The 25,205-nt window shown below is 36.1% G+C and carries 30 protein-coding genes; 27 read left to right on the top strand and 3 right to left on the bottom strand.

The genetic code is table 11. The features are described 5' to 3' along the window. Positions 1-136 precede the first annotated feature (136 nt). The 12 genes from BJ095_RS00150 to mtnN all read left to right on the top strand — a co-directional run bounded on the left by BJ095_RS00150 (position 137) and on the right by mtnN (position 10,042). The gene (locus tag BJ095_RS00150; RefSeq protein WP_107934661.1) at positions 137-403 is read left to right on the top strand and encodes an IreB family regulatory phosphoprotein; all 267 of its coding nucleotides are present in this window, start codon (positions 137-139) and stop codon (positions 401-403) included. An 8-nt stretch (positions 404-411) separates the two neighbouring features. Next, entirely contained in the window at positions 412-828 is a 417-nt protein-coding gene (ruvX, locus tag BJ095_RS00145) for a Holliday junction resolvase RuvX (RefSeq protein ID WP_107934562.1), read from the top strand. A 265-nt stretch (positions 829-1,093) separates the two neighbouring features. Then, positions 1,094-1,399, top strand: a complete 306-nt coding sequence (locus tag BJ095_RS00140) for a DUF1292 domain-containing protein (RefSeq protein WP_107934561.1) — start codon at positions 1,094-1,096, stop codon at positions 1,397-1,399. A gap of 221 nt (positions 1,400-1,620) precedes the next feature. Further along, positions 1,621-2,148, top strand: coding sequence for a DUF1292 domain-containing protein (locus BJ095_RS00135; RefSeq protein ID WP_107934560.1), 528 nt, complete (start codon positions 1,621-1,623; stop codon positions 2,146-2,148). Positions 2,149-2,777: 629 nt separating this feature from the next. After that, positions 2,778-3,872, top strand: coding sequence for an endolytic transglycosylase MltG (gene mltG / locus BJ095_RS00130; RefSeq protein ID WP_438695941.1), 1,095 nt, complete (start codon positions 2,778-2,780; stop codon positions 3,870-3,872). A 223-nt stretch (positions 3,873-4,095) separates the two neighbouring features. Continuing rightward, positions 4,096-4,728, top strand: a complete 633-nt coding sequence (locus tag BJ095_RS00125) for an O-methyltransferase (protein ID WP_107934558.1) — start codon at positions 4,096-4,098, stop codon at positions 4,726-4,728. A 6-nt stretch (positions 4,729-4,734) separates the two neighbouring features. Beyond that, the gene (locus BJ095_RS00120) at positions 4,735-5,667 is read left to right on the top strand and encodes a peptidase U32 family protein (protein WP_107934557.1); all 933 of its coding nucleotides are present in this window, start codon (positions 4,735-4,737) and stop codon (positions 5,665-5,667) included. Between the two features lie 28 nt (positions 5,668-5,695). Beyond that, the gene (locus BJ095_RS00115; protein WP_181417924.1) at positions 5,696-6,961 is read left to right on the top strand and encodes a peptidase U32 family protein; all 1,266 of its coding nucleotides are present in this window, start codon (positions 5,696-5,698) and stop codon (positions 6,959-6,961) included. Beyond that, entirely contained in the window at positions 6,962-7,600 is a 639-nt protein-coding gene (gene udk / locus BJ095_RS00110) for a uridine kinase (RefSeq protein ID WP_107934555.1), read from the top strand. It abuts the gene before it with no gap. Between the two features lie 238 nt (positions 7,601-7,838). Next, on the top strand, positions 7,839-8,321 hold the full coding sequence (gene greA, locus BJ095_RS00105; protein WP_107934554.1) for a transcription elongation factor GreA: 483 nt from the start codon (positions 7,839-7,841) through the stop codon (positions 8,319-8,321). A gap of 277 nt (positions 8,322-8,598) precedes the next feature. After that, positions 8,599-9,282 (top strand): YrrS family protein, encoded by a 684-nt coding sequence (locus tag BJ095_RS00100; RefSeq protein ID WP_107934553.1) that lies wholly within the window; start codon positions 8,599-8,601, stop codon positions 9,280-9,282. Between the two features lie 67 nt (positions 9,283-9,349). Next, positions 9,350-10,042, top strand: coding sequence for a 5'-methylthioadenosine/S-adenosylhomocysteine nucleosidase (gene mtnN, locus BJ095_RS00095; protein WP_107934552.1), 693 nt, complete (start codon positions 9,350-9,352; stop codon positions 10,040-10,042). Between the two features lie 215 nt (positions 10,043-10,257). Here the strand turns inward: mtnN and sigK are convergent, their stop codons facing one another. Next, entirely contained in the window at positions 10,258-11,004 is a 747-nt protein-coding gene (sigK, locus tag BJ095_RS00090; RefSeq protein ID WP_107934551.1) for an RNA polymerase sporulation sigma factor SigK, read from the bottom strand. Between the two features lie 297 nt (positions 11,005-11,301). After that, a complete protein-coding gene (gene pssA / locus BJ095_RS00085; protein ID WP_107934550.1) occupies positions 11,302-11,841 on the bottom strand; it encodes a CDP-diacylglycerol--serine O-phosphatidyltransferase in 540 nt (179 codons plus the stop codon). 120 nt (positions 11,842-11,961) lie between these two features. Here pssA and BJ095_RS00080 point away from each other — a divergent pair, with 120 nt between their 5' ends. The 12 genes from BJ095_RS00080 to BJ095_RS00025 all read left to right on the top strand — a co-directional run bounded on the left by BJ095_RS00080 (position 11,962) and on the right by BJ095_RS00025 (position 21,583). After that, complete coding sequence (locus BJ095_RS00080; protein ID WP_107934549.1) at positions 11,962-12,744, top strand: phosphatidylserine decarboxylase; 783 nt, start codon at positions 11,962-11,964, stop codon at positions 12,742-12,744. Positions 12,745-12,829: 85 nt separating this feature from the next. Further along, entirely contained in the window at positions 12,830-13,348 is a 519-nt protein-coding gene (locus tag BJ095_RS00075; protein WP_107934548.1) for a YqeG family HAD IIIA-type phosphatase, read from the top strand. Next, positions 13,348-14,451 (top strand): ribosome biogenesis GTPase YqeH, encoded by a 1,104-nt coding sequence (gene yqeH, locus BJ095_RS00070; protein ID WP_107934547.1) that lies wholly within the window; start codon positions 13,348-13,350, stop codon positions 14,449-14,451. Before BJ095_RS00075 ends, yqeH begins: the two co-directional genes overlap by 1 nt. Positions 14,452-14,500: 49 nt before the next feature. Then, entirely contained in the window at positions 14,501-15,334 is an 834-nt protein-coding gene (gene aroE / locus BJ095_RS00065; protein WP_107934546.1) for a shikimate dehydrogenase, read from the top strand. A gap of 16 nt (positions 15,335-15,350) precedes the next feature. After that, entirely contained in the window at positions 15,351-15,656 is a 306-nt protein-coding gene (gene yhbY / locus BJ095_RS00060) for a ribosome assembly RNA-binding protein YhbY (protein WP_107934545.1), read from the top strand. A gap of 12 nt (positions 15,657-15,668) precedes the next feature. Continuing rightward, the gene (locus tag BJ095_RS00055; protein ID WP_107934544.1) at positions 15,669-16,241 is read left to right on the top strand and encodes a nicotinate-nucleotide adenylyltransferase; all 573 of its coding nucleotides are present in this window, start codon (positions 15,669-15,671) and stop codon (positions 16,239-16,241) included. Further along, complete coding sequence (yqeK, locus tag BJ095_RS00050) at positions 16,228-16,791, top strand: bis(5'-nucleosyl)-tetraphosphatase (symmetrical) YqeK (RefSeq protein ID WP_107934543.1); 564 nt, start codon at positions 16,228-16,230, stop codon at positions 16,789-16,791. The genes BJ095_RS00055 and yqeK overlap by 14 nt, the downstream gene beginning before the upstream one ends. 27 nt (positions 16,792-16,818) lie before the next feature. Beyond that, positions 16,819-17,166: a ribosome silencing factor gene (rsfS, locus tag BJ095_RS00045; protein ID WP_107934542.1), complete on the top strand. Its 348-nt coding sequence runs from the start codon at positions 16,819-16,821 to the stop codon at positions 17,164-17,166. Beyond that, positions 17,163-17,906 (top strand): class I SAM-dependent DNA methyltransferase, encoded by a 744-nt coding sequence (locus tag BJ095_RS00040; protein WP_107934541.1) that lies wholly within the window; start codon positions 17,163-17,165, stop codon positions 17,904-17,906. The genes rsfS and BJ095_RS00040 overlap by 4 nt, the downstream gene beginning before the upstream one ends. Before the next feature lie 79 nt (positions 17,907-17,985). Then, entirely contained in the window at positions 17,986-18,654 is a 669-nt protein-coding gene (locus tag BJ095_RS00035) for a helix-hairpin-helix domain-containing protein (protein WP_235867528.1), read from the top strand. Between the two features lie 78 nt (positions 18,655-18,732). Next, a complete protein-coding gene (locus BJ095_RS00030; RefSeq protein WP_107934539.1) occupies positions 18,733-19,305 on the top strand; it encodes a ComE operon protein 2 in 573 nt (190 codons plus the stop codon). 100 nt (positions 19,306-19,405) lie between these two features. Further along, positions 19,406-21,583, top strand: coding sequence for a DNA internalization-related competence protein ComEC/Rec2 (locus BJ095_RS00025; protein ID WP_107934660.1), 2,178 nt, complete (start codon positions 19,406-19,408; stop codon positions 21,581-21,583). A 52-nt stretch (positions 21,584-21,635) separates the two neighbouring features. On the opposite strand, the gene BJ095_RS00020 is transcribed toward BJ095_RS00025, so the two are convergent. Continuing rightward, on the bottom strand, positions 21,636-21,800 hold the full coding sequence (locus tag BJ095_RS00020) for a YqzM family protein (protein ID WP_107934538.1): 165 nt from the start codon (positions 21,798-21,800) through the stop codon (positions 21,636-21,638). Positions 21,801-21,971: 171 nt separating this feature from the next. Here BJ095_RS00020 and holA point away from each other — a divergent pair, with 171 nt between their 5' ends. The 3 genes from holA (at position 21,972) to BJ095_RS00005 (ending at position 25,089) form a co-directional block, all read left to right on the top strand. Beyond that, on the top strand, positions 21,972-22,982 hold the full coding sequence (holA, locus tag BJ095_RS00015) for a DNA polymerase III subunit delta (RefSeq protein ID WP_107934537.1): 1,011 nt from the start codon (positions 21,972-21,974) through the stop codon (positions 22,980-22,982). Between the two features lie 98 nt (positions 22,983-23,080). Then, entirely contained in the window at positions 23,081-23,770 is a 690-nt protein-coding gene (locus BJ095_RS00010; RefSeq protein ID WP_107934536.1) for a hypothetical protein, read from the top strand. Continuing rightward, positions 23,767-25,089, top strand: coding sequence for an efflux RND transporter periplasmic adaptor subunit (locus BJ095_RS00005; protein ID WP_107934535.1), 1,323 nt, complete (start codon positions 23,767-23,769; stop codon positions 25,087-25,089). The genes BJ095_RS00010 and BJ095_RS00005 overlap by 4 nt, the downstream gene beginning before the upstream one ends. Positions 25,090-25,205: the final 116 nt, after the last annotated feature.

Genomic DNA, 25,205 nt, shown 5'->3' with positions numbered 1-25,205 from the left:
GCAAATTTACTTCATGTAAAAAATGGTAAGAATACCATTCCAATATTTGATTGCAAACAATAATAAGTTATAATAAAGAAAACGGGGATGTAGTACGTCGTTGCATTTCCTAATTTCTGAAAGCGAGGTGCTGGTCTTGAGTTCGTTTGATAAAACAATGAAATTTAGTTTCCCAGAAGAATCAATGGAACAAGAAGTAAAGCAAGTGATGCTGAAGGTGTACTCTTCACTAGAGGAGAAGGGGTATAATCCTACAAATCAAATCGTAGGGTATCTTTTATCTGGTGATCCGGCATATATCCCTCGCCATCAGGATGCAAGAAATCTAATACGTAAGCTTGAGCGAGATGAAATTCTTGAAGAGCTAGTAAAGTTTTATATTAAGATGAATAACGAGGCATAAAAGTAACTATGAGAATCATGGGTTTAGACGTAGGTTCAAAAACAGTCGGCGTTGCAATTAGTGATGCGTTAGGCTGGACAGCACAAGGAATTGAGACTGTAAAAATTAACGAAGAATCAGGCGATTTTGGTATTGACCGTATAAAAGAGCTTGTGAAGGAATATGCTGTTACCGAATTTGTGGTAGGTTTTCCAAAGAATATGAATAATACAGTCGGCCCTCGTGGAGAAGCCTCTAATAATTATAAAGCATTATTAGAAGAAACCTTCCAATTACCTGTTAAACTGTGGGATGAGCGATTAACAACTATGGCTGCAGAGCGTATGCTTATCGAAGCTGATGTTAGCCGTAAAAAGCGCAAACTAGTAATCGACAAGATGGCGGCTGTAATGATCCTACAAGGATATCTAGATAGTAAGAACTAAGTTTCAATTTCTTGAAAGTTAATTCTTTTGCTCCTCGAGTTTGAGGCATGGGCAAATGCCAATGACCGAAGTTTATCGTACAAGGCAATTATTATATCCTTGAGCAAGTTAACATCAAATTGTAACAAGCTCAAGGGTTATAGCTTGCTGCAAACGTGTATGACAGTGTAATATATTCACTGCTTGTTAACGAGTAACAAAGAGCAAATAAACTTTCGCACTAGAGATGTAGCAAAGTTAAAAATTAATGAAGAGGTGACCAATAATGGTACAAGAACACGATCACGAACAACGAAATATTACAATCGTAGACGAAAATGGTAACGAGCAGTTATGCGAAGTAATCCATACTTTCGACTCAGAAGATTTTGGTAAATCATATGTACTTTATTCTTTAGTTGGTGCAGAAGAAGATGATGAAGGCCAAATCGAAATCTTTGCTTCTGCGTTTACTCCATCAGAAAACGGTGAAGACGGAGAATTAGAACCGATCGAAACTGAAGCTGAATGGGATTTAATTGAAGAAGTTTTAAACCAACTTGAAGATCAATTAGACGAAGAAGAAGAATAATAACTAAATGAAAAGGTAGGCGTAAATTTGCCTACCTTTTTTAGCTTATAGAAGCATATGTTTTTAAAAAATACCTTGAAGTTGTAACAGGTGCTTTGCCTCTTTTTGGCCGAGCTGTTTTTCTCCTCTTGCTGATAAGAAGCAGCAAATTTAGGGGATTGATATAAAATAATACTGCTATTTGCAAAGATATTATTAATCAAAATATGGAGGTGCCTAATATGGATGAGCAAAATTTTAAAATTCAATTAGAGGATGGTACAGAACAAGAGTGTAGAGCGATTATTACATTTGATAGTGATGACCATTCTTATGTGTTATATTCAATAGTTGATGAGGCTGGAAATGATAGCGAGGAAGTGTCAGCACTTCGTTTTGAGTTAGATGAGAACGGTCAAATGACAGATTTCACATCTCTGGAAACAGAAGAAGAGTGGGAAATGGTAGATGAAGTCCTAAACACCCTAATCGCTGAATTTGGAGATGGCGAAGAAGATTTCTTTACCATTTCAGATGAAAACGGTAAAGAGGTTGTGTGTGAAGTAATCCATCGTTTTGAATTAGAAGAGTTTAATAAATCCTATATTCTTTATACTTTTGCAGACCAAGAAAATATGGAAATCGGCGAGATTTTTGCAGCCTGCTATATTGCGGGTGAAAAAGGTGAAGTTCAAGACCTATTACCGATCGAAACTGATGAAGAATGGGAAAAAGTTGAACAAGAGCTAGCATCGTTAAATCAAAAATAAAATGAATAAGGCTGGTCGAAAAAGTATTAGTAAAATACTTTTCGACCAGTTTTTTGTTTTCCGCGCGATTGGTTCTTGCTGAACATAGAGGATGGTTTTGAGGGAGTGTGTGCTTTGGAAAGGTGGGGCGAGTTTTTTGTTACCGCGTGGAGAGAGAAACTGTTTGAATCGTAGTAATAGAGTGTGCTTTGTTACCGTGTGGAGAGAGAAACTGCTGGGATCGTAGCAATAGAGAGTACTTTGCTACCGTGTAGAGAGAGAAATTGGTTGAACCGTAGCAATAGAAAGCACTTTGCCACCATGTGGAATGAATTACTGGTTGGAACGTCGCAATAGAGGAAGTTTTGCTACCATGTGGAGAGAGAAACTGCTTGGATCGTAGCAATGACACATGCATTGCTACCTGGTGAATCGAGAAACTGCAAGGAAAGTAGTAATAGAAAGTGTTTGGTGCAATAGGCTACATCTAAGTTTATTGCACCTGTCGCAAGCTTTCGGCGTAGGTAAAACCCGTCACATCTGAAGATGTGGCGGGTTTTGTTGTCACCATTTGTATTTTCTTGTATCATATTAGGGAGATGTTAGGGGGTACGTTGGTGGATAATAATAATGAATCTAAAAAACAAGAGATGATTGAAAAGATGACGATACGTAAAAAAGAAGGACGAGTTGTTCGTCGGATTGTAACGATAGTGACGTTGGTTATTTTATTGGTTGTTGGGATTGTAGGAGTTAGTGGTTATTTTTATGTGACTTCTGCACTTGAGCCGGTTAATCCGGAGGCTACTACTGAAATTCCATTAGAAATTCCGATGGGATCGGGAATCTCGACAATTTCGTCTATTTTAGAAGAAAACGGTATTATTAAAAATGCACGTATTTTTAAATACTATACAAAATTTAAGAATGAATCGAATTTCCAAGCCGGTGATTATATAATGACTCAGTCTATGACACTTGATGAAATTATCGAAAGCTTAAAAACTGGGAAAGTATACCGTGAGCCTGTATTTACAGTAACAGTTCCAGAAGGGTTAACGTTGGATCAGATTTCAGGGATTATCGAAAAAAATACGCAATACTCTGCTGAGGAGTTTTTGACATTAGTCAACAGTACTGAATTTATCCAAAATATGATGGGTACTTATCCTGACCTCATTACCGAGGAGATCTTAAATGGAAGTATTCGTAATGCATTAGAAGGTTACTTATATCCTTCAACTTATTCATTCTACGAAGAAAATCCATCATTACAGGAAATTGTGGAAACGATGATTTCATTAACCAATGATGTCGTTATGCAGTACGCAAGTATACTAGAAGAGAAAGAGATGACAGCACATCAACTTCTAACTTTTGCTTCATTACTTGAGGAAGAAGCTACAGCTCAGACAGACCGTGAAACAATTGCTAGTGTCTTTTATAATCGCCTAGATATTAATATGCCATTACAAACCGATCCAACTGTTTTGTATGCATTAGGCTCTCATAAAGATCGTGTACTTTATGAAGATTTAGAGGTGGATAATCCATATAACACTTACGTGATTCAAGGATTACCTCCAGGGCCGATAGCAAATGCCGGAAAAATTTCCATTGAAGCGACACTTAATCCGACCGATACGGATTATTTATACTTCCTAGCTGATGCTGAAGGAAATAATCATTTTGCCAAATCGTATGATGAACATTTACAAAATATCAATAAGTTTTTAAATCAATAAAAGATAAAACACTTTAGAAGGAAACGAGTATATTTATTATTTCACGAAAAGTTTAGAAAGCTAGCTTTTCATCCAGTGAATAATAAAGATTTATTCGCTTTCCTTCTATTTTCATGATATTATAAGTTGTGTTTTTTTAGGATGAAGTAGATTGTAAATCTCTATTTTTAATCTCCTACCATAAATAAAATATAAATTCTTCAATATAAAGGGGTTCACATGAATGGAAATTTCTAACACGTACATAGAATCCTTTATTCAGCCTCGTAATGAATTATTGATGGAAATGGAAACGTATGCAAAGGAGCATCATGTGCCGATTATGCAATTATCGGGTATTGATGTATTAAATCAGCTGCTACGTATTCAAAAACCATCTAGTATATTAGAAATAGGGACAGCCATTGGTTATTCTGCGCTACGCATGGCGATTACTTTACCAAACTGTACAATTGTTACTGTTGAAAGGGATTCAGAACGAGTTGATCTTGCAAAGCAATTTATTGCACGCTCAGAAGCAGCGAATCGTATTACAGTGATTGAAGGAGATGCATTAGAAGTAGATGTAGAAAGTATTCAATCTAGCTTTGATGCTGTTTTTATTGACGCAGCTAAGGGTCAATACATGCGCTTTTTTAAAAAGTATTCTCCTTTAGTACCCTCGGGCGGTATTTTATATATCGATAATATGTACATGCATGGATTATCTGATTTAGATATCAAAGAAGTCCCAAGGCGGAAAAGAACAATGATTCGCAATTTGAAAACCTTTGCTGATTGGATAATGGCACATCCAGATTATGATAGTACATTTTTCCCTGTCGGCGACGGCTTACTAATTTGTTTGAAGAGGTGACGAATTATGAAAAAACCTGAATTATTAGTGACACCAAAGTCTGTAGATCATATAAGTGCATTGATCGAGATGGGCGCAGACGCTTTTGTTATAGGTGAACACCAATTTGGTTTACGTCTAGCAGGTGAGTTCTCAGTAAGTGACGTGGAAAAAGCAACGAAGCTAATCCATGAGGCTGGAAAAAAAGTATACGTTGCAGTTAATGCTATTTTCCACAATGATCGTATTGATGCTCTTGATAATTATTTAAAAGAAATGCAACGAATTGGTGTTGATGCATTAATTTTCGGCGACCCAGCCGTGGTAGTAGCAGTTCGTGAATTAGAAATCACGATACCTCTACATTGGAATCCGGAAACAATTGCGACGAACTGGTTCCAAGCAAATTATTGGTATGAACGAGGAGCAAAACGTACAGTCCTTGCTCGTGAACTTTCATTAGATGAAGTAATTGAGATTAAAGAAAATGCACAGCCAGAAATTCAAGTTCAAATACATGGAATGACATGTATGTTCCAATCTAAGAGATCCTTATTAGGGAACTATTTCTTATACCGTGATGAAGTAATGGAAATAGAAAATCGTAAGGCAAATAAAAATATGTTCTTACATGACAAGGAACGTAAAAATAAATACCCGATTTTTGAAGATGTAAACGGAACACATATTTTTTCTCCAAATGATATGTGTCTAATCGATGAATTAACAGAGCTTTTCGAAGCGGGGATTGATTCCTTAAAATTCGATGGTGTTCTACATACTGAAGGTTACATCAACACGGTAACTAATTGTTATCGACAAGCTATTGACGCATATTTCGATACCGGTGAAGATGCTTATGATGATATTAAGGACGAGCTTTTAGAGAAAATTGAAGAAATTCAACCAGAATTACGTCCACTCGATACAGGCTTTATCTTCAAAGAAACAGTTTATTAGAAAGGAGAACCTTGCCTTGTTACAGCTAATAGAAAACGAAAAAATTCGTGAAACCGTAAATGGTAAACGTGTTATTACTAAAAAACCTGAGCTACTAGCACCTGCTGGAAGCTTAGAAAAGTTAAAAGTTGCTGTTCATTATGGTGCTGATGCTGTATTTATTGGTGGTCAAGAATTTGGCTTACGTTCAAATGCAGGCAACTTCTCCATCGAAGAAATGCGTGAAGGTGTTGAGTTTGCGAAAAAATATGGTGCTGTTATTTATGTAACAACTAATATTTTTGCACATAATGAAAATATGGCTGGCTTAGAGGAGTATTTACAAGCAATTGAAGGTGTCGGTGTAAGAGGTATTATTGTTGCAGACCCTTTAATTATTGAAACTTGTCGCAGCGTGGCACCGAAACTAGAAATCCATCTTTCAACACAGCAGTCATTATCGAATTGGAAAGCTGTGAAGTATTGGAAGCAGGAAGGACTGCATCGTGTTGTTTTAGCACGTGAGGTAGGTGCAGAAGAAATGTTCAAAATGAAGGAAGAGGTAGATATTGAAATCGAAGCCTTCGTTCATGGTGCGATGTGTATTGCTTATTCAGGTCGTTGTGTATTATCAAATCATATGACAGCTCGTGACTCAAACCGTGGCGGCTGCTGTCAATCATGCCGTTGGGATTATGATTTATATGAAGAGGTTGATGGTGGGGAAAAGGCTTTATTTAACGAAGATGACGCACCATTTGCAATGAGTCCAAAAGACTTGAAGCTGATTGAGTCTATACCACATATGATTGAGCTTGGGATTGATTCGTTAAAGGTTGAAGGTCGCATGAAATCAATTCACTATGTGGCAACTGTTATTTCTGTTTACCGTAAAGTAATTGATGCTTATTGTGCAGATCCGGATAATTTTAAAATTCAAAAAGAGTGGCTTGAAGAATTAGATCGTTGTGCAAACCGTCCAACGGCATCAAGCTTCTTTGAAGGTGAGCCAGGCTACGAGCAGCAAATGTTTGGTGACCATGCCTCTAAAATGAAATGGGATTTTGCAGGTCTAGTTCTTGACTATGACCAAGCTACACAGATGGTTACTCTACAGCAGCGTAATTACTTTAAAACTGGAGATACAGTTGAGTTCTTTGGTCCTGATATTGAATCCTTCAAATTAACGGTTGGTCAAATTTGGGATGAAAAAGGTAATGAGCTAGAAATTGCTAACCATCCATTACAAATTGTAAAATTTAAGTGTGAGCGTCCGTTGTTCAGCTACAACATGATGCGAAAGGAGAATATTTAAATGTCGAAAAAGCGCCCTTTAGTAATAGGGATTGCAGGCGGTTCATGTTCTGGAAAAACGAGCGTGACTCATGCCATCTATGATGTCTTTCGTGAGCATTCCGTGGTTGTAATTGAACAAGATTACTATTATAAAAATCAAAGTCATTTAACTTTTGAAGAACGTCTAAAAACAAACTATGATCATCCGCTAGCGTTTGATAACGATTTATTATTAGAGCATGTTAACAGCTTATTACAAAGACAAGCTATTGATAAGCCTGTTTATGACTATGTAAATCACACACGTGCAGATGAGGTCATCCATGTAGATCCAAAGGATGTTATTATCCTAGAGGGAATCCTTGTATTAGAAGATAAACGATTAAGAGATTTAATGGATATTAAATTATTTGTTGATACAGACTCAGATTTACGTATAATTCGTCGTATTGAGCGAGATATTAAGGAACGAGGCAGAACAATAGATTCTGTTATCGATCAATATTTAACGGCTGTTCGTCCAATGCACAATCTATTCATTGAACCAACTAAAAGATATGCAGATGTTATTATCCCTGAAGGTGGAGAAAATGAAGTTGCAATTGATTTAATGGTAACAAAAATTAAAACAATTCTTGAAACTACAACAATTGTGTAATATGATGAGTGAGTATTGGAATTAATTAGTATAAAAAAATATTGCGATTACAAGTTAAATTCGGTTATTAGTTAAGTAGGTTTAGGGATTCTATTTAGTCCTTTTACCTCATATGCTTAACTACTAACCGGGTTTTATTATTACATCTTAAAATGGAAAACGATTGCATTTCCTTTGTTAAGGTGTGTATAGTATTGTTTCAAGTAAAATTTCGTGATGATTTAAGGAGTGAGCTATTTTGGCAAATGAAAAACAATACCCAATGACTATAGCTGGGAAACAAAAACTAGAAGAAGAATTAGAACAATTAAAAACAGTTAAACGTAAAGAAGTAGTAGAGCGTATTAAAATTGCTCGTAGCTTCGGTGATTTATCTGAGAATTCTGAATATGATTCTGCTAAAGAAGAGCAAGGATTTGTTGAAGGACGTATCACAACAATCGAATCGATGCTGCGTAATGCAATAATCATAGAAGAATCTGGTGCAAGTGATGTTGTTACTTTAGGTAAAACGGTTTCTTTCGTTGAACTACCAGAAGGTGACGAGGAAGAATATACAATCGTAGGATCTGCTGAAGCCGATCCATTTGAAGGTCGTATTTCAAACGATTCTCCAATCGCGAGAGCTCTATTAGGACGCAAAGTGGATGATATCGTAAAATTAACTACTCCAGGTGGAGATATGGAAGTACGTATCGTAGCAATTAAAACAGCTAACTAATTTAAATTACTTAGATTCCTTTATTTTTGGCTTAATACATAGCCTCTAGTTTCGGAAATGGAATTTCCTTTAAGTAGGAAATTGGTTGTTTCTTAAGTGGTCTAAAGTTAATTTTAGATAATATTTGAATATCAAAGTCGGCAAAATCATATAAAGATTTTGTCGACTTTTTCATTTACTTTAAAATTTTAACAAGATTATTAAATCTAGAGTAAATAATGGTATTCAACTGGAATCTTGATACAATAAAGGTAATGAAGTAAAGGAGGATTCAATTATGTCTAAAGGACAAGAATCTTTAACACGAACTGAACACAAGCGTAGTGAACAACGAAGCAAAAAAAGTAAAGTGGACAAAATCTTAAACATTCTGATTGCAATTGTTTCAATTCTTATAGTTTTAAATGTGGTAACAATTTTTAGTGATGATGATAAAGAAAAGGAACAGGCAGATGAACTAGTCGAAAAACAAGATGACAATAAAAATGACGAGATAGAGGATACTAAAAATACAGAATCTAATTCTGGTAAAAATGTTGCTTCAGCAGAAGAACTTGAGTCAGATGAAACAGAAACACAAGAAGGTGTTAATTCAGACGCAACTACTGATTCGAAGATTATTGTGCAAGCATCAAATGATCCGACTGTTGAGGAAGTGATTGTTAATCCTGAGTGGAAAGTAACGCCTACTAAACAAGTAGGCGAGCATGTTTCGGCATACGAAAAAGGGCATCCAGATTACGAGGAAAAGTTAACAACATTCCGTCAGGCTGTTGGATTAGGTGAAAATGATATCATTTTTTGGTCTGTTAAAAACGGTGGAAGTGCTGATAGCTCTATAGCAGTTGTTTCGACAGGGGACAAAACTGAAAATTATCGCATCCACATCCAATGGTTAGAAAACGAAGGTTGGAAACCGGTAAAGGTTGAAAAGCTGAATCAATCAGTAGGGGCAAGATAGCCAATCTATTGACGTTAAGGCATATATTCTTTAATATATGTGTGTCAAGAATTGGAGGAATTATAAAATGAAAATTGCAGTAATTGGAGCTATGGAAGAAGAAGTTGAATTATTAAGAAATTCACTTACAAATACGGAAGTAACTACTATTGCCAATAGTGAATATACAACAGGTACTTATCACGATAAAGAGGTTGTTTTACTTAAAAGTGGAATTGGGAAAGTGAATGCTGCTATGACCACTACAGCATTGCTATACGAATTTAAACCTGATGTAGTTATTAATACCGGTTCAGCTGGGGGATATGATCCTTCGCTAGAAGTGGGTGCCATCGTTATTTCTGATGAAGTACGTCATCATGATGTTGATGTAACGATTTTCAATTACGAGATGGGGCAAGTTCCTCAATTACCAGCAGCCTTTAAATCAGATGAACGTTTAATGAAATTAGCTGAGGAAGCTGTTTCAGAGATTGGCGAGCACCAATATGGTGTAGGGTTAATTTGTTCGGGAGACTCCTTTATGAATGATCCTGAGCGTGTTAGTAAGGTGAGAGAATATTTCCCTCAAATGAAAGCTGTTGAGATGGAAGCTGCTGCAGTCGCTCAGGTTTGCTATCAATTTAAAACTCCTTTTGTTGTAATCCGTGCATTATCGGATATAGCTGGAAAAGAATCAAACATTAGCTTTGAAGAATTCTTACCAGTTGCTGCAAAGCATTCGACAGAAATTGTCCTTAAAACAATCGAAAAACTCTAATCGTCACCTATTGTTCACAAACGAACTTGATGAAGAGAAAAAATCAAAGTAATATAGAAGTATGAATGTTAGGGGGGAACGCTATGTTAATGCTTATGGCAGGCTCTGTAGCTATCACAGCAATTTTAGGAATTCTTATTTATTCTGGAGCAAAAGAAAACACTTATCATTAAGAAAAAAGCTCATTAAGGTTCTAGAACCCTAATGAGCTTTTTCTAATTGTTTAAATGAGAGGACTCAATTTCAGCTTTTCGACTTTCTTTCTCGGCTTGATTATGCTTAAACTGTTGATAGAGCTTTACGAGTGCACGCTTTTCAATCCGTGATACATAGCTTCTTGAAATTTTTAGCTTCTTTGCAATTTCCTTTTGAGTTAATGGGTCATTATTGTTTAATCCATATCGATACACTATTATTTCTAGCTCTCGCGGATCTAGGGTACCTAAGTAAGCGTAAAGCTGTTCAAAACTTTCCTTTTGCTCGATTTTATCTATGGCAGGTTGTTCCTCAAATTGTAGTAAATCTCGGATTTGTAATGATTGTCCTTCTTTATCTACTCCAATAGGTTCAAATAGAGATACGTCTTTTTGTACCTTCTTTTGTGCGCGTAAATGCATTAAGATTTCATTCTCAATACAACGTGCAGCATAAGTGGCTAAACGGGTTTTTTTATCTGGTGTATAGCTACTAACCGCTTTCATCAACCCGATTGTACCAATGGATATATAATCGTCTAGCTGCTCGTGCTGAGGATGGAATTTCTTGACGACATGTGCGACAAGCCTCATATTTCTTTCGATCAAATCGAGACGTGCTTGTTCATCGCCAGCCATAAAGCGTTCAATCGCTTTTGCTTCTTCCTCTTTAGAGAAAGGTCGATGAAAAGCCTGCCCCTTTAAATACCCAAGTAATGACGGAATGTCTAACCAAAGCTGCATTAGTGATGCCAAAATTCCGCTCAATCACGTCATCCTTTCTGCCTTTTTCGACATTATATGATAAACTTTTCAAGAACATGAAAATTAAAGCAGATAAAATTAGAAAACCGATATAAACCAGACTTTTATAGGTTCTGCAGAATGGTGTAAACTCTAATTATTAGCGTTTTGATCATCACATTTACCACAAGCAATACATAACGAGTTGGGCACTGAAAAATTACCATCAACCTATTTATACGCAATACAAACGTTGTTGGTGATTCGACATGTAGCAGGACATAAAAAAACGATGCCATCAAAAATGATGCATCGTGTGGTTTAGACCTTTTTTAATGTTAATGTACATACCATTAGAATAGATAAAGTTGGGAATAGGAAAAGGTAAAATTGTGGACCAACTACTGGAATTAGAAAGTAAGAAAAAGTTATAACGGTTCCGGCAGCAGTGATTGGCAGCCCGATGAAATAGCCCGTAGCATTTGAAATATTGAAGCGAGCCAAACGGAAGGCTCCACAAGCCATATAAAGAATCGTTAATATTATTCCAATCATTCCAAATTCACGGAGAATACATTCGTACATTAATAGAGCAGGAGCTACACCGAATGATATAATATCACCCATGGAGTCCAATTGTTTACCGAGTTCTGATTCTTGATTAAATTTTCGTGCTACCTTACCATCATATCGATCAAGAAAAGCGGCAATAAATATAAATAGAACACTGTAACTGTATGCTTCATTTATTGTTGCCATTATCGAAGCACCACCGAAGGACAAATTACATAGTGTAATTAGGTTAGCAGCGTGCGATTTAATTTTTTTAATCGTGGAATCCACCATATGGATTATAAACATGGGGAAACACTCCTTTGCGCTAAATATATTTATATATTATACTTCGAAACAGCGTAAATTGTAAGTCAATAAAAAATCCTTAAATTTACATTTAAAAATTAGACTTTGTTGGGGGTTCCTATGAAAGAAAAAATATATCAATCACTTATTGAACTTACGAATGGAAAATACAGCTCTTTCATGCTTAAAAAACTTGTTACATCGCCAATAAGTAAAAATCTTATTGGGCGCTATAGTAAAGTATACGGAATAGATGTCAATGAGGTTTCAGGTGATTTAAAAAGTTTTGCAAGTTTACAAGATTTCTTCACTAGACAGTTAAAAGAAGAAGTTAGACCTGTAAATCTATCAAAGGATTTGTTTGTAAGTCCAGTTGATGCAAAAGTTGAATCCTTTGGTCAAATTGGTGAGGATGCTATCTTTACTGTAAAAGGAAAGCCATATACCCTTATGGATCTGTTAGGGAATGAACAGGTAATAGATAAATATAAAAATGGACAGTATATTGTATTTTATTTAAGTCCTGCTAATTATCATCGTATTCACAGTCCTCTCGATGGGACAGTGATTCGGCAATATACACTTGGAAATAAATCCTACCCGGTAAATCAGTTGGGTTTGACGTACGGCAAGAAGCCGATTAGCAAAAACTATCGTATGGTTAGTGAAGTACAATTTCAAAATAATAAACATGTCACGCTAATTAAAGTGGGTGCTATGTTTGTAAATTCCATTACTTTAACGAATGTATCGACAGCCTGGAAAAAAGGTGAAGAGATAGGGTTTTTTGGTTTTGGTTCAACGGTAGTTATGTTGTTTGAGAAAGACTCGATTAGCTTTACTGAAAATATAAATAAAGGGCATAATGTGAAGATGGGTGAACCTATCGCAATTATGTTATAATTGTCCAATGAGAATCTTTACAAACAGAGGAACCATCCTCCATTGATTAAAAGGAATCATATAATATTTTGAAGGAGTCAAGGCTTTGTATAATTTTTTGTTGCCGAGAGAGTTTGTAACTACAGTATTTGAAATTACGCCTGAAAAATTAGCTGCCTTAGGAATTAAAGGGATTATTACTGATTTAGATAATACTTTAATCGAATGGGACAGGCCAGATGCGACGGAAGAAATAGCTACGTGGATGAAGCTAATGCAGGATGCGGGCATTCGTGTAATTATCGCATCAAACAATAACCAAGAACGTGTAAAGCGATTTGCAGAACCACTTGGAATTCCGTTTATTTATCGTGCAAAAAAGCCATTAGGAGCAGCCTATTATGCAGCAATGAAAGAAATTCGTTTGAAAAGCAATGAAGTTGCAATGGTTGGCGATCAATTACTAACGGATATTATGGGTGCTAATCGTTTGAAATTATATACATTTTTAGTCCGACCTGTAGCGGAGTCGGATGGTTTTGTTACGCTTTTTAACCGTTTTGTTGAACGTCGTGTATTTAATATGTTAAAGCGTAAAGGAATTAAAACTTGGGAGGAAAAGTAATGAATGAAAATCATAGCTGTATTGGCTGTGGAGCGGATATACAAACAGAGAATCCAAAGGAATTAGGCTATGCACCGCCATCTTCATTGGAAAAAGAGGCGATTATCTGTCAAAGATGTTTTCGTTTAAAAAATTATAATGAAATACAGCCGGTTAGTTTAACAGATGATGACTTTTTAAGAATCTTGAATGGTCTTGGAGAGCAGCAAGGCTTAATCGTTAAAATTGTTGATATTTTTGACTTTAACGGAAGCTGGTTGCCTGGTCTCCACCGATTCGTTGGAAAAAATCCAGTATTATTAGTGGCCAATAAAGCAGATTTGTTACCAAAATCAGTAAAGCCTAAAAAGGTGATTAACTGGCTTAAACGTGAAGCAAAAAGCTTAGGACTGCAACCAATTGATGTAGTTCTAGTAAGCGCCCATAAAGGAATGGGTATGGGTGAGGTAGTAGATGCGATTGAAATGCATCGAAAAGGCAAGGATGTATTCGTTGTGGGTTGTACGAATGTAGGAAAATCTACTTTTATCAACCGAATTATTAAGCAGGCAACTGGGGAAGGTAATGTTATTACAACTTCTCATTTCCCTGGTACAACTCTTGATATGATTGAAATACCTCTTGATGATGGTGCAGCTATTTATGATACACCAGGTATTATTAATCATCACCAAATGGCTCATCATATTGATTCAAGTGAGTTAAAATACATTACACCAAAGAAAGAAATCAAACCGAAAGTCTATCAGCAAAATGAAGGACAAACTTTATTTATCGGTGCACTTGCTCGCTTTGATTTTATAAAGGGTGAACGCTCTGCCTTTACAATCTATGCAGCTAATGATTTGCCGATACATCGTACAAAGCTTGAAAAGGCCGATACATTGTATGAAGAACATAAAGGGGAACTTCTTGCACCTCCAACAAAGGAGCATATACATCTGCTCCCTGAGCTTGTACGTCATGAATTTGCCATTAAAGAGGGGAAAACTGATGTAGTAATTTCAGGTCTTGGTTGGGTTACAGTCCAGCATCCCAATGTAGTAGTTGCAGCACATGCTCCTAAAGGGGTAGAGGTATTCATTCGTCCGTCTTTAATATAATCTTAAGGTTTTATGAAGAGTCAAGACTTGGAAAAAGAGGTTTTTAGAAATGAAAAAATGGTTTGCAGTAATTGGGGATCCGATAGCTCATTCAAAATCTCCTAATATGCATAATGCTTGGTTTGAAGAAATGAATATTGATGCTGCTTATATTCCACTTCATGTAAAAAGTGAAAATCTGGAGAGTGCTATTTCATCATTAAAAACATTAGGAGCTAGTGGATGGAACGTCACGATTCCACATAAACAAACCATCATTCCGTTTTTAGATGAACTCGATCCGCTAGCTGATAAAATGGGTGCTGTTAATACAGTCGTTCGCCTTCAGGATGGACGACTTAAAGGATATAACACGGACGGAGCGGGATTTGTCCATGCGCTTGAAGAAGTGATAGGAAAAGATAACAAGGACCAGGAAGTGCTGTTAATAGGTGCTGGGGGTGCTGCGCGAGGTATTGCCTTTGCCCTGCAGCTGTTTGGCTATCGCAAACTAACAATAACGAATCGTACTGTTGAAAAAGCTGAGGACATTATTGTGGAGTTAGGTGAAGGGAAAGCTATGTCTATCAAAGAGGCAGAGCAATCACTGGGAAAATTTGGTATCGTCATCCAATCTACATCAGTTGGGCTTGCAAATGGTGAAGTTAAATTGCCACTATCCCTAGAAAAGTTACAAGAAGGAGCAATTGCTGCTGATATTGTGTATAATCCATTAATGACACCATTTTTATTAGAGGCACAGAAGAAAAACGTGACAATAGTAAATGGTTTAGGAATGTTTGTTCACCAAGGAGCTATTGCTTATAATTATTGGCTTGAACAGTATCCCAACACAAATAACATGATAAAAAGATTAACTGAGGAACTAGTGCAGTTAATTTAGGAGGACATTAAGTTTTATGCTTACAGGCAAACAAAAAAGATTTTTACGTGCAGAGGCACATCATTTAACACCAATTTTCCAAGTAGGAAAGGGTGGCGTAAATGATCAAATGATTAGTCAATTACGTGATGTATTAGAAGCTCGTGAATTAATAAAAGTACGTATTTTAGACAATTGTGAAGAAGATAAAGATGATGTAGCAAATGCTCTTGCAAAAGGAACAGGTGCAGAATTAGTTCAGCTAATCGGACTAACAGTTGTTTTATATAAAGAATCACGAAACAATAAAAAGATTGTCTTACCAAAAGTAGACAAGAAATAAGGTGTGTTAGCAATGAAAAAAGTTGGCATTATAGGTGGGACATTCAATCCTCCCCATATCGGACATTTAATAATGGCAAATGAGGCGTTTGATGCGCTATCTCTTGATGAAGTCCGATTTATGCCAAATGCTATTGCGCCACACAAACAATTAGCCGATGATGCATCCATGGAAAATCGTCTCGAAATGGTGAAAATCGCCATAAAGCCATATGAGCATTTTAAAATTGAAACAATCGAATTAGCGCTCGGCGGAGTTTCTTACACGTATAATACGATTGTAGAGCTTCTAAAGCGGGAACCAGATGTACAATTTTACTTTATCATTGGGGGCGATATGATTGATTCCCTTCATACATGGTATAAGATTGATGAATTAGTCAGATTAGTTCAGTTTGTTGGTCTAAAAAGACCTGGAACGAAATCGGCTACTACATATGATGTGAAAATTGTAGAGGCTCCTGAAATTGATCTGTCTTCAACCTTAATAAGAGGACGATTAAAAACAGGCAGCACACTCCAGTTTTTATTGCCCGATGGTGTGGAGAGTTATATTCGAAGGGAAGGTCTATATGGAACGCGATAATTATTTAGCGGCAATAAAACCACGTATGCCTGAAAAAAGATATATTCATACTATTGGTGTAATGGAAACAGCAATTCACCTTGCTAATAAGTATGGTGAGAAAAGTAAGTCTGCCGAGACAGCGGCAATCTTACATGATATTGCTAAATATGCTGATGAGGATTGGATGCGTAAAATTGTAAAAGATAATGGTCTCGACGCACGACTCGTTAATTGGGGCTCAGAAATTTTACATGGTCCAGTAGGGGCATGGATTGCAGAAACTGAATTTAATATTAATAATGAAGATATTTTAAATGCTATTCGTTTTCATACTACCGGTAGGGCGAGTATGTCAAAATTAGAGAAGATTATATATATAGCGGATATGATTGAACCAAATCGAAAATTTGCCGGGGTAGATAACCTGCGAAAAGTGGCAGAGGAAGATTTGAATTTAGCTATGAAAGCTTGTATTAGTCATTCAATTGGGTTTTTAGTTCAAACAGAGCAGCAAATTTATCCTGTATCGATTGAATGTTTTAATGATGTTATTTCAAAAAACGCTTAGGCGTTAAATAGAGAGGAAAAGTGAAGAATGACACAAACTTTACTAGAGATTGTTTATAAAGCAATAGATGATAAAAGAGGTGAGGATATCGTTGTACTAAATATGGAAAATATCTCATTACTAGCAGATTATTTTCTAATATGTAACGGTAATTCTGATCGTCAAGCACAAGCAATTGCTAAAGAAGTTCAAGACAAAGCACAAGAGCACGGCTATGATGTAAAACGTGTAGAGGGATTTGACTCGGCTCGTTGGATTTTAGTTGATATTGGAGATATTGTTGTACACATTTTCCATAAAGATGAGCGTGCATTTTATAATTTAGAACGTCTTTGGGGAGATGCTCCTCAGCTTGATGTACCAACTGCAGAATGATAAATTCTAGCTATGAAAGATTTGCGCTTGTGTACGATCAGTTAATGCAAGATATTCCGTATGACCAATATGTCAATTGGGTGAAAACATATGCTCCACAAGAGCAGTACCCCAAATTATTGGATATTGGCTGTGGTACAGGAACACTTTCCCTTCTCTTTCATCAACAGGACTATAATGTAAGCGGAATTGATTTATCTGAGGATATGCTAGCTGTTGCCTATGAACGATTACAGGCTCATGGAGCTTCAATTCCTTTATTTACAATGTCGATGGATGAATTGGAAGGCTTCTCTGATTTGGATGTTGTAACAATTCCGATTGATTCTATTAACTATGTACCACAAGTAGATGCGGTAATTGAAACACTAAAAAGAATTCACGGTGCCTTACGTGAGGGCGGTCAACTATTTTTTGATGTGCATTCACTGTTTAAAATGGATCATATTTTTATGGAAAGTCCTTTTACGTATGATGATGGAGACATCACTTATCTGTGGTATACAGAGCCAGGTGAGTTCGAGCATTCGGTTTATCATCAAATGACCTTCTTTTTGAAGGAGGAAAGTGGACTTTTCGAAAGATTTGATGAAGAGCACTTTCAAAGAACCTTTCCTGCAGACATGTACGTACAATGGTTAAAAGAGATTGGTTTTACTCAAGTTGAAGTAACAGCGGATTGGACAGATGAACCTCCAACTGAGGAAAGCGAAAGAATTTTTATCCGTGCAATTAAATAATACAATTTAGACACTTTTCATTTGAAGGTAAATTATGTATATTATAAATATACTCCATATGATTTACCTTCCTTGAGAGGTGTTTTTTATATTTCAGCAAGCTTTAAAAAAGTATGGAAAAATGGTGCTATTCCCCGGCATCGTTTGTTTAATTCTCCTTTATGTTTTCCTGCAACAAGATACTTCAAGTGAAGAAGAAACCTTTACGATTACAACAATTCCACAAGAGCAAAATGAAGAGGTAGTCGAGAATGAGGCTACAACAAATGCCACAATTGAGCAACCTAAAATTGAAGAGATTATGGTTGATGTAAAAGGTGCCGTAAAATCACCAGGAGTTTATATCTTAACTGCAGATGATCGAATTATAGATGCGATTGATAGAGCTGGTGGTTATACTGAAGAGGCTCAATCCACAGAGGTAAACCATGCACAAAAGCTTCAGGATGAGATGCTCATCTATATCCCTAAAATAGGCGAGGAAATAGACCAAGAGAATTCGATTGGACAAGTAGTAGTCAGCTCTACAGCCGCATCATCTAGTTCACAAGGTACAAAGATAGATTTGAATAGTGCCGATGAGGCAGCATTAACAACACTCCCTGGAATTGGTCCTTCAAAAGCACAAGCAATTCTAGCGTTTCGTGAGGAAAATGGCTCCTTCAAAACAATTGATGATTTGAAAAATGTGACTGGTATCGGAGAAAAAACCTTTGAAAAATTAAAAGAATTTATCGTAGTGAAATAAGAAATAGCAAATTAGACACATTTGCATAATAAGGCTTTTCCATCTAAACTATTGATAAGACAGTTTGGAGGTAATCATATGGAGCGAATAACATGGGATCAGTTTTTTATGGCACAAAGTCATCTATTGGCCCTAAGAAGTACATGTACTAGATTAGCAGTTGGTGCGACAATTGTCCGAGAGAAAAGAATTATTGCAGGTGGCTACAATGGTTCGATTTCAGGCGACGAGCATTGTATTGAGGATGGCTGCTATGTTGTAGATAATCATTGTGTTCGAACAGTTCATGCTGAAACAAACGCATTACTGCAATGTGCGAAATATGGTACACCAGCTAATGGTGCGGATATATATGTAACACATTTTCCTTGTTTGCCTTGCTCAAAAACTATTATTCAAGCAGGCATAAAAAACTTATATTATGCAAATGATTATAAAAATAATGCGTATGCATTAGAATTATTTAAAAAAGCGAATGTAAATGTTGTACAAATTCCTTTTGACGAATCTAAAATTGATTTTTTAAAGGATGAAAAACTTGAGCTCGCCGTAGGGATGCTAGATAAGCTAAGAAATCTGGGTGCTTCTAAAGAGGAGCTACAGCCTTTTGAAGAGAAGGTGAAAGAACTATTTGATCTCGTTCAAGCATAAATGGATTTTCTATGCCTTATCGGTTCTCATTGCGTCAATTGCGGCTCATGAATCGGTGAGGCTATTGTTTTTATTGGTGCCAATTACACTATTACTCTACATGAAAAAATTTAGTATTATTCATATATTAAGTATCACTATTACGGCTGTATTCAGTTTTACTTACTTTACGCAGGCTCTCCATGCAATCGAAAAACCACTCCAATTTCCAACCGATTTAACATGGACAGACGAATATAAAATAAATGGTGATTCTTTGCGCGGTTTTATGAAGGACTCCCAAGAAACGAAGGTTTACGTCGTTTATCAATTTGAATCTGAAAAGGAAAAGCATTCTTTCCAGCAGTATTCGTTGGCAGGGCGTAAATATTTAGTGAACGGAGATCAGGTTGAACCCGCACAACCAAATCATGAATTTGCTTTTGATATGGGGAGCTATTTAAAGAGTAAGGGTGCTATCGGAGTTGTGGAAATATCTGATTGGCAATACATCGAAACCCGTAACAGTATCTCCCAAAGGATAGCAAAGCAACGATTTAAAGTGAAAAAGCACATTGAAGAAGTATTCCCACCATCACTTGTAGCAGAAGCACAGGCCTTAATTATTGGCTTGAAGGAAAATATGGACGATGAAATGACCAGGGCTTATCAAAAACTAGGCATTACTCATCTGTTTGCCATATCTGGACTTCATGTGGGCATAGTGGCATTCATATTTTATCAAGGACTTTTAAGGCTTGGTGTTAGGCGAGAACTTGCCTCTATCGTTCTTTTAGTTATTTTACCGATTTATGCTTTACTAGCAGGTGGAGCACCATCAGTGTGGCGTGCTGTTACCGTTGTTGAGCTAATTATGATTAGCCGTCTTAAAGGCAAACTGGCAGCAGCTGATGCCCTCTCCATTAGTTTTATATTTTTTGTCTACTTAGAGCCTTGGTCTATTTATCAGATCGGCTTCCAATTATCCTATTTGGCAACAATTAGTCTAATTTACTCGGGTCAATTTATTAATCGGTATTCCTTATGGATTGTTCAATCCTTTCTCATTACCTTCGTTTCTCAGTTACTCGTTTATCCATTACTTCTATTGCATTTTTATGAACTTAGCCTCTCATCTTTATTAGTAAATATATTCTTTGTGCCACTATTCTCTTTCATTATTTTACCCGTAAATATCATTCTATTAGCCACCTCTTATGTTGTTGAACCACTCGCAGCCTTAATGTTTTTTATCTATGAGCCACTAAGAAGTATGCTAACAACAATTATCACCTGGTTACAGGCAATCCCCCATCAAATGTGGAATCCTGGAAGGCCAACTCTTATTACAATAACTATTGCCTATTTTAGTGTTTTTGCAACATTTTATTTAATTGATGTAAAAGTGAAACTATCGAAAGTCCTTGCTGTCCTTCTTCTTCCTGCATTACTCATCCATATTAGTGGGAAAATGACGAATGATTTAATTATTACATTTGTCAATGTTGGACAAGGGGATTGCGTTGTCATCGAATTACCCTTTAAGGACGAGGTTTATTTGATTGATACAGGTGGAATTTTGAGATTTAACCAGGAGGAATGGAAAAAGACTAAAAGTCCATATGAAATTGGAAGAGATACTGTTGTACCCTTTTTAAAGGGGAAGGGTATTTCTAAAATTAATAAATTGATTTTGACTCATGCAGATAGTGATCATGTTGAAGGAGCAGAGGAAATATTGCAGGAAATACAAGTTGAAGAAATACACATCTCACCAAGCTCCTACTCCAAAGAAGTAATGACAGATTTGCTAGTAGAGGCAAAGCAACAGAAAATTCCCGTAGTAGAGCAAATTGCAAATGTAAGCTGGGTGAAAAGAGGGGTATCATTTTCTTATCTATGGCCAGTTGACACAACTTATGAAGGGAACAATGATTCACTTGTGTTGTACCTTACAAAAGGAAATTTCGAGGCTTTATTCATGGGCGATGTAGAGGAAGCAGGGGAGGAATCAATCCTGCAAAAATATCCTGAATTAGCTCAGGTAGAGCTTTTGAAGGCAGGGCATCATGGGAGTAAAACGTCGAGTAGTGAAGCGTTTGTGAAAAGATTCATGCCAGCAATAACAGTCTTTAGTGCTGGAGAAAATAATCGTTATGGTCATCCTCATTTGGAAGTGGTTGAACGTTTTCAAAATTTAGGTTTAACAACTTTAGCAACTGGAGAGGTTGGAACAATTGAAGTAAGGCTGGATGGTGAATCGGTTAAAGTAAAATCGAGTAAACAAAATAAGCATTAAAAAAGAGGAATCTCAAGTTTATCTTGAAATTCCTCTTTTCGCGTAACACCGATTATGCTGCTACTTCAACAATGATTGCGATAATAAACATAATTGCAAAAAATACGAATGAAACGCCAAATCCTATACCAGCATCGATTGCTTGGTTACGCATAGATGCGCCATTTTTTCCTTCAAAAGGATTGTGTGTTACAACGTTTTCATCATGTGATGACATACCTATCCCTCCTACTCAACATCAATTATAAGTGAATATATTATAAAAAGCTATATCCAATAAATCAATTTCTACTAACTAACTTTTGTCTTATTGAAAATTTTTATACATGGATGATAGAAAACGAAAAACGTGTATACTTATATATACGAAAAGTTAGGAGGAAGCAATATGTTTACAAAAGCTTGGAAAGAGATTAAAAATGGGCAAATTGCTCCTGTATATTGTATTTATGGAGAAGAATCTTATTTTATCGACGAAACAATCAAACGAATAAAAGAAGCGTTAAATACAGCTGAAGAAGCAGAGGTTATGACCTTTGATATGGACGAGCAGCCTGTTGATTTAGTGATTGATGAGGCAGATACGTTTCCATTCTTTTCTGAAAGAAAATTAGTCATTGCCAAAAATGCTTCATTTTTAAAAGCAAGTGAAAAAGGGAAAGAGAAAATAGAGCATGATTTAAAGCGGCTTGAAAACTGGCTAGCCCACCCATCCGATTTTTGTGTCACGTTATTTATAGCACCTTACGAAAAATTAGATGAACGAAAAAAAATAACGAAAGCCGTGAAAGAAAAAAGTATACTGCTTCATGCTGAAACACCAAAAGAAAATGATTTAGCTACTTGGATTCGAAGTGAGGTCAAAGGCTTTGAGAAAAGTATAACTGATGATGCAGTAGATAAGTTAGTGGAAATGGTTGGAGCCAATATGCTGCAGCTCCAAATAGAAATTGAAAAAATGGCTTTATATCTAGGTGAGGAAGGACAAATTACCGTACATCTGGTTGAAGAATTAGTAGCTAAAACATTAGAGCATGATGCTTTTAAAATGTTAAATGCTTATTTATCTCGCAATGTCTCTGAAGCACTTCAGATTTATCATGATTTGCTAAGACAAAAGGAAGAACCAATCATGTTAGTGGGCCTTTTAGCTTCAAATATTCGTACAATGAGTAATGTTTATTATTTGCAGAAAAAAGGGTATCATCCTAATCAGATTTCAAAGCAGCTAAAGCTTCACCCATATCGAGTGAAGCTGATGCTGGAAAATAGACAACGCCCTAATGAGGAACGATTATTAAAAGCACTAAAAAATTTGTCAGAAGTTGATTTGAAATTAAAGTCCATTAGTGGGAATAGAGAAAGGTATTTAGAAATGTTTCTTTTAAAAGCTTTATAAACCTATTGGAGTATTTTGGGGGTTGTGCATTTAAATCTATTTACATTATCTGTTATATTAGTAAAAACATATATTTCTAAGAAAAGAAAGGACTACACATGGACTATCAATTTAGATTTTGGCAATCATTATTAAATCCTAGTAAATTAGCCTTTGCATTAGATAATCAAGAACAAAATCATCGATTAAAAGGTTATCATAGTCGATTCTTTATACTTCTGGGCTTAACGATTTTCTTTTTCGTTATTAGAAGTGTCTGGGGAATGGGTTCTGAAAATTTGACTCATCTTATGGCTGAAAACTTAGAAGAGGAGTATATTGTAGGTCGATATTTAGCGGTGTTAGGTGCCGCAATCAAAGGGTTGTTATTTTTTGCTTTTCATTACTATTTTGTCGCAATTTGTTTAGCGATATTGACTGATTATTCCTTTAAAGCGATTTCGAAGATACAAATCTTTGTTATTGCGAGTATTCTACTAGAAAAAGCTATACTTTTTATTGTTTTCGCCATGTCCGGATTTACGACGGCAATATCATTTTTGTCATTAGGTCCGATAAGTACATATTTAACAGATGAAAGCTTTGTCATTTACTTTTTTAATCAGCTTTCTATTGCTACAGCTGTTGCTATTTTTATTCAATATAGTTTTCTGTCGCAATGGGAGGATGAGAGTAAGGGCTTATTATTAACAAAAATAATTGGCATACATATTTTCTTTGCTCTTGTAACAGCTGGAATTAGTGTCTTACCTCTCTATGATTATGTTACTAAGGTGGTAGGTTTATGAAAAGTAATAGGAAACATTGGATTGGTTTAGGTAGTGTTTTATTATTAGTATTTTTAACAGTAAATTGTGTAATTATTTTTAAAGAGGATAGCAAAATTGCACGCTCATACTATATTACCGATTATGAAAGAGTAGCATTAGAGCAACAAAGGGCTTATATAGAAAAAGAGGCAATGCTTATCCCACATGAAGAGATTCGAATTACAGCTGATGCAAATGCATTATCACAGATTTCTGTCCGTCCCGGTCAAAAAATTAGTGCCAACGAAGAGATTGCCGCCTATAAAACGGAAGAAGCTACACAGGAGCAGTCTAAGATCCAATCTGAGGTGAATGCCTACGAAAGTGAGTTGACGACCTTAGAGGGCATTCTGAGACGATTAGAGGCACAGGATATAAATGATCCAGTTACGACGATTGATTCAGAACAAATTGATGATGAACTATCTATTACAGTAGAAACAGAGATAATGCAGGGAACTCCTGTAGAAGCGATTGCATCAATTGAAAAGCAAATCGCTGAGGTAGAAAGAAATATTGCTATATTAGAAGACCGAATTTCTGACCTTAGCTTTTCAAATGTTCTCTCAAGTCCGATTGATGGGGTAATTGGAGAGGTTATTGATGAAAGTGGAGCTATTACATTTATAATTTATACAGACCAAAAAAACCTCATCACCTACGTTTCAGAGCAAGAGTGGGAAAAGGTTGCAGAAAATCAATCTGTTGAGCTGGATCAATCCATTTTCGACACGGTAGCTGAACATGAAGGATTAACAAATGCTGAAGATACTAGTAGCTCAGTAGAACCGCAAGTCGAAATACTAGGAACTATTGTAGAAAAGCAAACTATTCCAGCTACTAGCTCCCTTTGGTATAGAGAAATGGAAAAGGTAGTAAAATTACCTGAACCACTTTCCTTTGAGGTAAGAGTGGATTTGAATGAGGAAGTCGTTAATAAACCATATGCTAGTCTAACTAAGGCAAAAGTTATTATTAACGAAACACCAAGTGCCTTTAGAGTAGATAAGAACTGGGTACTAAAGAAAAAAATAGCGGATGACAAAGAAACAAAAGAAGCTACCTTCGTGTATGCAATAGACGTAGATGGGAAAATTCGAAGTTCGATAGTGGATGTTGCCTTCGAAGACAGAGGAGAAGCGATTTTGAGTGGTATTTCAAATGGTAGTATTGTGTTATATGACCAAATTAAAAACGAACCTTCAAATGCATTTTTCCCAATGCCATTCGAAACACCAAGTAAAAGCACTTTAAATGAGCTTAATTGGAAGCAATACGCTAAATATATTATTTTCTAAAAGGAAGCTACCTAGAGGAATTAAAGTGTACCCTTTGTAAAGGACATTTTGAAAAAGAGCCTAGGCAACTTGTTGAAGCTGCTGTCTGTATTTTGCAGGCGGCAGCTTTTTTAAAT

The sequence above is a fragment of the Ureibacillus chungkukjangi genome (genome assembly GCF_003217295.1).
Classification (GTDB): Bacteria; Bacillota; Bacilli; order Bacillales_A; family Planococcaceae; genus Ureibacillus; species Ureibacillus chungkukjangi.
Note: the sequence above shows the minus strand (reverse complement) of the source record. Positions and strands in the feature narration are given on the sequence as shown.

What these genes read in the sequence shown, in the direction of transcription:
- BJ095_RS00100 (WP_107934553.1), top strand. Translation starts at nt 8,599, where the DNA reads ATGTCTAAAGGACAAGAATCTTTAACACGAACTGAACACAAGCGTAGT.
- pssA (WP_107934550.1), bottom strand. Translation starts at nt 11,841, where the DNA reads ATGTTTATAATCCATATGGTGGATTCCACGATTAAAAAAATTAAATCG.
- BJ095_RS00010 (WP_107934536.1), top strand. Translation starts at nt 23,081, where the DNA reads ATGGACTATCAATTTAGATTTTGGCAATCATTATTAAATCCTAGTAAA.
- BJ095_RS00020 (WP_107934538.1), bottom strand. Translation starts at nt 21,800, where the DNA reads ATGTCATCACATGATGAAAACGTTGTAACACACAATCCTTTTGAAGGA.
- BJ095_RS00005 (WP_107934535.1), top strand. Translation starts at nt 23,767, where the DNA reads ATGAAAAGTAATAGGAAACATTGGATTGGTTTAGGTAGTGTTTTATTA.
- mtnN (WP_107934552.1), top strand. Translation starts at nt 9,350, where the DNA reads ATGAAAATTGCAGTAATTGGAGCTATGGAAGAAGAAGTTGAATTATTA.
- udk (WP_107934555.1), top strand. Translation starts at nt 6,962, where the DNA reads ATGTCGAAAAAGCGCCCTTTAGTAATAGGGATTGCAGGCGGTTCATGT.
- aroE (WP_107934546.1), top strand. Translation starts at nt 14,501, where the DNA reads ATGAAAAAATGGTTTGCAGTAATTGGGGATCCGATAGCTCATTCAAAA.
- BJ095_RS00080 (WP_107934549.1), top strand. Translation starts at nt 11,962, where the DNA reads ATGAAAGAAAAAATATATCAATCACTTATTGAACTTACGAATGGAAAA.
- mltG (WP_438695941.1), top strand. Translation starts at nt 2,778, where the DNA reads ATGATTGAAAAGATGACGATACGTAAAAAAGAAGGACGAGTTGTTCGT.
- BJ095_RS00125 (WP_107934558.1), top strand. Translation starts at nt 4,096, where the DNA reads ATGGAAATTTCTAACACGTACATAGAATCCTTTATTCAGCCTCGTAAT.
- yqeK (WP_107934543.1), top strand. Translation starts at nt 16,228, where the DNA reads ATGGAACGCGATAATTATTTAGCGGCAATAAAACCACGTATGCCTGAA.
- yqeH (WP_107934547.1), top strand. Translation starts at nt 13,348, where the DNA reads ATGAATGAAAATCATAGCTGTATTGGCTGTGGAGCGGATATACAAACA.
- yhbY (WP_107934545.1), top strand. Translation starts at nt 15,351, where the DNA reads ATGCTTACAGGCAAACAAAAAAGATTTTTACGTGCAGAGGCACATCAT.
- BJ095_RS00055 (WP_107934544.1), top strand. Translation starts at nt 15,669, where the DNA reads ATGAAAAAAGTTGGCATTATAGGTGGGACATTCAATCCTCCCCATATC.
- BJ095_RS00120 (WP_107934557.1), top strand. Translation starts at nt 4,735, where the DNA reads ATGAAAAAACCTGAATTATTAGTGACACCAAAGTCTGTAGATCATATA.
- BJ095_RS00040 (WP_107934541.1), top strand. Translation starts at nt 17,163, where the DNA reads ATGATAAATTCTAGCTATGAAAGATTTGCGCTTGTGTACGATCAGTTA.
- BJ095_RS00135 (WP_107934560.1), top strand. Translation starts at nt 1,621, where the DNA reads ATGGATGAGCAAAATTTTAAAATTCAATTAGAGGATGGTACAGAACAA.
- BJ095_RS00025 (WP_107934660.1), top strand. Translation starts at nt 19,406, where the DNA reads ATGAAAAAATTTAGTATTATTCATATATTAAGTATCACTATTACGGCT.
- holA (WP_107934537.1), top strand. Translation starts at nt 21,972, where the DNA reads ATGTTTACAAAAGCTTGGAAAGAGATTAAAAATGGGCAAATTGCTCCT.
- ruvX (WP_107934562.1), top strand. Translation starts at nt 412, where the DNA reads ATGAGAATCATGGGTTTAGACGTAGGTTCAAAAACAGTCGGCGTTGCA.
- BJ095_RS00140 (WP_107934561.1), top strand. Translation starts at nt 1,094, where the DNA reads ATGGTACAAGAACACGATCACGAACAACGAAATATTACAATCGTAGAC.
- BJ095_RS00030 (WP_107934539.1), top strand. Translation starts at nt 18,733, where the DNA reads ATGGAGCGAATAACATGGGATCAGTTTTTTATGGCACAAAGTCATCTA.
- rsfS (WP_107934542.1), top strand. Translation starts at nt 16,819, where the DNA reads ATGACACAAACTTTACTAGAGATTGTTTATAAAGCAATAGATGATAAA.